Raw genomic sequence first — 6670 nt, forward strand, 5'->3', positions numbered from 1 at the left:
CCGCAACCCCAAAAACCAGCGGCTACGACACGCTGCGCAACCACCCGCCGAGCCCGCAGATGCCTCAAACCCGCTTAACTTCGAAGAGCCGGTATTGGGGCTCTTCGCGGTTCGCCGGACGGCGTATTTGGCCGCTGACCTTCTATGATGCCTGGTGGTGGCTGGTGTAGCCGTGGGTCGGGGTAGAGAACGAGGCCGCCGCCCGCGAGGCGCTGCCACCCGCGGCGCTGGCCGTCGGCCCGTTCCACGTCGTCCATCTGGCCAACAGGGCCGTCAGCGACGTCCGCCGCCGCGTCACCTACGCCCGCCCCACCCGGCTACTCCCAGTCACCACCAACCCAGCAGCAACCGTAATCGGCTAACTACAGATTCCGGCCAACCACGAGGAGTCAGTATTGTTATGAGAATGTCACGTAGGTCGTCAGGGAGAGGGCCGGCAGGGAGAGGGCCGGCGGCGGTGTGGGCGCGGTCGGTCAGATCGTGGCCCTGCCGGTGGTCGGGAGAGCCAACCGCCAATGGAATGGAGTCGCCTATGAGGCGCTCTCACCTCGCCTACTTTGCGTCCTACAACGATCGGAACGCTGATGGCGTCGATGCCGCCCGAGCTGGGTAAGGGCCGGCGGCACGTGGTGCTGGTGATCTGCTGCTCGAGCCTGTTCATTGTCGCGCTGGACGCGACGATCCTCAACGTCGCCCTGCCGTCGATCAGGAACGACCTCCATGCCGCCGACTCCGGGCTGCAGCGGACGATTGACGCCTACGGCCTGGTGCTGGCAAGCCTGCTGCTCTTCTCCGGCTCGATGGGCGACCGGTTCGGGCGCAGGCGCGTGTTCCAGACCGGGCTGACGCTGTTCTCCTTCGGGTCGCTGCTATGTAGCCTGGCACCTGGGCTTGGCTGGTTGATCGCGTTCCGGATGATCCAGGCGGTCGGCGGGTCGATGCTCAACCCGGTCGCGCTGGCGATCATCACCAACACCTTCATCGAGCCCCGGGAGCGGGTGCGCGCGATCGGCATGTGGGGCGGGGTGATCGGCCTGAGCATGGCACTGGGACCGGTTCTCGGCGGCCTGCTGGTCGACACGGTCGGCTGGCGGTCGATCTTCTGGATCAACGTGCCGATCGGCATCGTCGCGATGGTGCTCACCGGCCGGTACGTGCCCGAGTCGAGGGCGCCGCGGGCCCGGCGGTTCGACCCGGCGGGCCAGGCGCTCGTCGCCGTCACCCTCGGCACCCTCGCTTACGCAATCATCGAGGCGCCGGCCGCCGGCTGGGCGGCCCCCCGGACGATCGTCATGTTCATCGTCGCCGCCCTTGCCCTGACCGGGCTCGTCGTGTGCGAGACGCGGCGCCAGGACGCCCTGCTGGATGTGCGGTTCTTCCGCAGCGATCCGTTTGCCGGTGCCACCGTCATCGCGCTCTGCGCCTTCGCGGCGTTAGGCGGCTTCCTCTTCCTGAACACGCTCTATCTGCAGGTCGTGCGCGGCTACTCGGCACTGCACGCCGGCCTGCTGACGCTACCGATGGCGGCCCTCGCGGCGGTGACGCCGCCGATTTCCGGCCGGCTCGTGGCCAGCCACGGGCCGCGGCCGTCGTTGATCACCGCCGGGATGGCGTTGCAGGCCAGCGGCGTCCTGCTATCCCTCCTGGGGACGCAGACCAGCCTGGCGCCGGTCATCTGCGCCTACGTACTCTTCGGCGTCGGGTTTGGGATGGTCAACGCACCGACCACGAATATCGCGGTGTCCGGGATGCCGGTCGCCCAAGCCGGCGTCGCGGCAGCGGTCTCCGGTACCAGCCGGCAGATCGGCATGGCGCTCGGCGTCGCGATCTTCGGCTCGGTAGCCGCGCATCACGTTGCGGGCCGTCCTGGCGTGACGACCATCGACCCGACCAGCGCGCCCGCCTGGTGGATCATGGTTGGCTGTGGGCTCGCCATCGCCGTGCTTGACGTGCTCACCACCGGCCGGTGGGCGCGCGGCACGGCGGCCCGCACCGCGGTGCTCTTCACCCCCCAGCCAGCGATGCCGGAGGCCGAGGCGGTCGCGAGTGTCTCCGGCGGAGCGGGGCCGCCCTGACCGAGCGCGGTCCCAGCGGGGGGACGCGCGCAGGTGCGCGCGGGCACGTGACCAGCAAAGGCCAAACCACAGGTCAATCGGCTCTGTTGCATGCGGCCAAGGCGGGACCTGCGTGCTGGTACTTGGGCATGATCAGGTGATGGTTCGAGGTGCGGTCGCTCCGCCGCTGCCGGTGTCGGAGTTCGCGAGGTTCCGGTTCCCTCCCGGGGTGATCGTGCTGGCGGTCCGCCCGGAGATCGGTGTCGGCGCCTTGACTCGATGCGGCTGATCTTCTGCTGGCCTCGGTCATGGCGTCAGCGGTCTCTTCCTGAGCCTTGGCGTGCGACCGGTCAGGTCTGGGAAATCACCTGGTACCCCTCCGCACCGGCACACCGGACCGGCCTTCGGCTATGTGCTGGACGGCGAGATGGTGTTCGAGCTCGAAGGTGAGCCGGCGCGTGCCGTCCGGGCCGGCGATCCGTTCTGGGAGCCGGGTGGCGACGTCATCCACTACCAGGACGGCAACAACCGCGACGACATCCCCGTGCGCTTCACCGTCACCATGTTCTGCGAACCGGGCAAACCGATGCTTTCGCTCGTGGACGAGGAGGAGCTCGTCCGGCGTAAGAACCGCCGAGCCTCGCGCACAAACTGACCGTGAGCTCAGCTAGACCGCCCCGTCGTACCCACATACTCGGACATTTCACCTCCGCGAAACCGGAAGGCCAAGAAGATGAAGATCGCTGTCATCGGTGGGACCGGGCTCATCGGATCGAAGGTGGTCCGGATCCTGAACGCGAGCGGGCACGAGGCAGTGCCGCACTCGCCGTCCACCGGCGTGGACCTGCTGCGCGGGCAGGGCCTGCCCGAGGCGATGGAGGGGGCCGATGTCGTCGTCAACCTGACGAACTCGCCGACCTTCGACGACGCCTCGCCCGCGTTCTTCCAGACGACCATGGACAACCTGCTCACAGCCGCCAAGGCCGCCGGCGTCAGCCACGCCGTCATCCTCTCGATCGTGGGCGCCGACCAGGTGCCGGGCCTGGTCTACTATCGCGCCAAGGTGCTGCAGGAGAACATCCTCAAGGCCGGCCCCGTGCCGTACTCGATCGTCCGCGCCACGCAGTTCTTCGAGTTCATCGACGCGGCGCTGTCTTGGACCACCGACGAGAACACCGTCCGCCTGCCCGCCACGCGCGTCCAACCCATCGCCGCGGTCGACGTCGCCCAGGCCGTGGCCGACGTCAGCGTGGGCACCCCGCTGCAGGGCACCCGCAACGTCGCCGGCCCCGAGGTCTTCGCGCTCGACGAACTTGGCAAGATCACCCTCGCCGCCCACGGTGACCATCGCACCGTCGTCACCGACAACAGCGCCGGCATATTCGCCGCGGCCTCGGGCGACGCCCTCATCGCCAAGGACGGCGCCGCCATCGCCAGGACCACCTACCGGGGGTGGCTCGCGCGCTGACTCGGCCAGGGTCCGCGCGACATCCGTCGCGCGGACCCCGTCAGGAATCCTCGTAGATTCAATGATGTGCCCGACCTCGACGGCGTCCTGGCGGCGGTGGGCCCGCGGCTACGCGCGCTGCGCCACCGGCGCGGGGTGACGCTGCCGCAGCTGTCCCAGGCCACCGGGATCTCGGTCAGCACCTTGTCCCGCCTGGAGTCCGGCCAGCGCCGGCTCACCCTGGAACTGCTGCTGCCGCTGGCACGCCCCCACCAGGTGCCGCTGGACGAGCTGGTCGGCACGCCAACCGCCGACCCGCGCATCCACCCCCGCCCGATCGAACGCAACGGCATGACGCTCATCCCGCTCACCCGCCGACCCGGCGAGCTGCAGGCCTACAAAATGACCATCCCGGCGCACTGGCCCGCCCGCGAACCGCAACGGCAGGCCCACGAGGGCTACGAATGGTTCTACGTCCTGTCCGGACGGCTGCGCCTGCAGCTCGGCGAGCACGACATCGTTCCCACCCCCCGGCGAGGTCGCGGAGTTCCCACGCCTTCAGCAACCCCACCCCGCGGCCCGCCGAAGCCCTCAGCCTGTTCGGCCCCCAGGGCGAACGCCTGCACGTCCGCGCCCACCCGGCAACAACAAGTGAGAGCAGCCGGTAGCAAGGGAATGGAAACGACGCCAGCGGTAAGAAAGCCCCACCGACAGACCCGCGAGAACGGCCAACGAATAATGGTGGGCCTGCCTGGCGCAGGACGTTCTGCGCCCGGTCCGGGTGCCGGAGTTCCTCCGAATGTGGGACGTCAGGCCGTGCCGCGGCAACCGGTGCGCGGATAACGTGACTAGCGCCGGCAGCGGCAACACCATCGGGAGCGGAATGTGACACTTGTGCACGATAGACCGGCCGGGCACACGGGCCCGCCGGCGGGCGAGCTCCCGCCCGGGGTTGTGAAAACCCTGGCGCAGTACCTGCGGACGACGTCGCACAAGGACATCGCCCTGCTGTACTTCATGACCTCGCTGGTATTCTTCGCGTTCGCTGGAATTCTGGCGATGCTCATCCGGGCCGAGCTCACCCAGCCGGGTCTGCAGTACCTGTCGAACGAGCAGTACAATCAGGTTTTCACGATGCACGGCACGCTGATGCTGCTGATGTTCGCGACGCCGATCGCGTTTGCGTTCGCGAACTACCTGATCCCGCTGCAGATCGGCTCGCCTGACGTGGCCTTTCCACGGCTGAACGCGTTGTCGTTCTGGCTGTTCCTGTTCGGCAGCCTGACGGTCACCGCGGGCTTCCTTACGCCGAACGGCGCCGCCTCCTTCGGCTGGTTCGCCTATACGCCGCTGTCGAACGCCGCCTACTCGCCGGGCGTCGGCAGTGACCTGTGGGTGCTGGGTCTGACCGTCTCCGGTCTGGGTACCATCCTGGGCGCGGTCAACTTCATCACGACGATCCTTTGCCTGCGGGCGCCCGGCATGACGATGTTCCGGCTGCCGATCTTCTGCTGGAACCTGCTGGTGACCTCGATCCTGGTGCTGGTCGCCTTCCCGGTGCTCGCGGCCGCGCTACTCGCCCTGGAGTTCGACCGCCGGTTCGGCGCGCACATCTTCGACCCGGGTAACGGCGGCGCCGTCCTCTGGCAACACCTGTTCTGGTTCTTCGGGCATCCCGAGGTGTACATCATCGCCCTGCCCTTCTTCGGGATCATCACGGAGATCATCCCGGTGTTCTCCCGCAAGCCGTTGTTCGGCTACAAGGGACTGGTCTACGCGACCATCGGCATCGGGGCGCTGGCGATCGCTGTGTGGGCGCATCACATGTACGTCACCGGCGCGGCGCTGCTGCCGTTCTTCGCTTTCCTGACGTTCCTGATCGCGGTGCCCACCGGGGTCAAGTTCTTCAACTGGATCGGCACGATGTGGCGCGGACAGCTCACCTTCGAGGCGCCGATGTTGTTCGCCGTCGGCTTTCTGGTGACGTTCCTGTTCGGTGGTCTAACCGGTGTTCTGCTGGCCAGCCCGCCGATCGACTTCCACGTCTCGGACAGCTACTTCGTCGTCGGCCACTTCCACTACGTCGTCGCCGGCCTGTTGTTCGCCGGCTTCGGCGGGGTGTACTTTTGGTTCCCGAAGGTCACCGGCCGGATGTTGAACGAGCGGCTCGCGAAGGTGCACTTCTGGACGATGTTCTTCGGCTTCCACCTGACCTTCCTGGTGGATCACTGGCTCGGTGTCAAGGGCCTGCCGCGCAGATACGCCGACTACGGCCCGGACGACGGCTTCACCACGCTGAACACCATCGCCACCGCTGGCAGCTCCCTGCTTGCGCTGTCGACCCTGCCGCTGCTGTACAACCTGTGGTGGTCGTACCGGAAGGGTCGGGTCGTGACAGTGGACGACCCGTGGGGCTTCGGCAACTCGCTGGAATGGGCGACGTCCTGCCCACCACCGCGGCACAACTTCACCTCGCTGCCGCGGATCCGCTCCGAGCGGCCCGCCTTCGACCTGCACTACCCGCAGGCGGCCGGCGCGGTCGACTACCATGCCACCCCCGAGTTCACCCCGACCCGCGACACCCCGGAGCTGAATACCTGAGAACGCGGCTCACGTTGGCGGCTGAACCGGAACCGCCCCGGGCTGTTAAGAGCCCGGGGCGGTTCAGCCCTGACAGGCCCGGCCCTCATGGGTGGGTGCGGTTCACGGCGCTGCTGGCCGATGCGGCCCGCCGTGAGGTAGGCCCACCGAGGTCGAGACCGCGCTCGCCGACCGGTCGGGCGATCGGCGTCCTGGGCGGGATGGGCGAGTCTGGGCGGGATGGGCGAGACCGCGCGGGGCTACGACTGACGGTTGTAATCTCGGCTAGCTCGTGTTGATTCCATGAGGGTCACCAACCCGCCTGACTCGCATGTACTGGAAGGTGACTGGGTGATGCGCCGCCCTGTACAGCCGGTATCGCTCATAGATGCGGTGGTCGAAAATCTTCGCGCCGAGCTGTTCAGTGGCAATATCGGCAGCAACCAGGCGCTGACCGAAGTAGGCGTCGCCACCCAGTACGATATCGCGGCTCTTCGAAGTTAAGCGGGTTTGAGGCATCTGCGGGCTCGGCGGGTGGTTGCGCAGCGTGTTCGTAGCCGCTGGTTTTCGGGGTTGCGGTAGCCGAAGG

The 6670-nt window shown here is 67.7% G+C and carries 6 protein-coding genes and 1 pseudogene; 6 read left to right on the forward strand and 1 reads right to left on the reverse strand.

All coding sequences use genetic code 11. From position 1 onward, the window contains the following. Positions 1-206 precede the first annotated feature (206 nt). The 6 genes and pseudogenes from AC08OQ_RS16460 to ctaD all read left to right on the forward strand — a co-directional run. Positions 207-362, forward strand: a pseudogene (locus tag AC08OQ_RS16460) (transposase); the annotation flags it as partial. Positions 363-584: 222 nt separating this feature from the next. Continuing rightward, complete coding sequence (locus AC08OQ_RS16465; RefSeq protein WP_476601884.1) at positions 585-2075, forward strand: MFS transporter; 1491 nt, start codon at positions 585-587, stop codon at positions 2073-2075. 319 nt (positions 2076-2394) lie between these two features. Further along, positions 2395-2709: a cupin domain-containing protein gene (locus AC08OQ_RS16470; RefSeq protein ID WP_476601885.1), complete on the forward strand. Its 315-nt coding sequence runs from the start codon at positions 2395-2397 to the stop codon at positions 2707-2709. Positions 2710-2787: 78 nt separating this feature from the next. After that, positions 2788-3522 (forward strand): SDR family oxidoreductase, encoded by a 735-nt coding sequence (locus AC08OQ_RS16475; protein WP_476601886.1) that lies wholly within the window; start codon positions 2788-2790, stop codon positions 3520-3522. Between the two features lie 66 nt (positions 3523-3588). Then, positions 3589-4344 carry a helix-turn-helix domain-containing protein gene (locus AC08OQ_RS16480; protein WP_476601887.1) on the forward strand — a complete coding sequence of 252 codons (756 nt, stop codon included), beginning with the start codon at positions 3589-3591 and terminating at the stop codon, positions 4342-4344. Between the two features lie 42 nt (positions 4345-4386). Then, positions 4387-6102 carry an aa3-type cytochrome oxidase subunit I gene (gene ctaD, locus AC08OQ_RS16485; protein ID WP_462187685.1) on the forward strand — a complete coding sequence of 572 codons (1716 nt, stop codon included), beginning with the start codon at positions 4387-4389 and terminating at the stop codon, positions 6100-6102. Positions 6103-6366: 264 nt separating this feature from the next. Here the strand turns inward: ctaD and AC08OQ_RS16490 are convergent. Further along, positions 6367-6670: hypothetical protein (locus AC08OQ_RS16490; protein ID WP_476612176.1), on the reverse strand; the 304-nt coding region annotated here is incomplete at its 5' end.

The sequence above is a fragment of the Frankia sp. CcCS3 genome, from assembly GCF_977927575.1.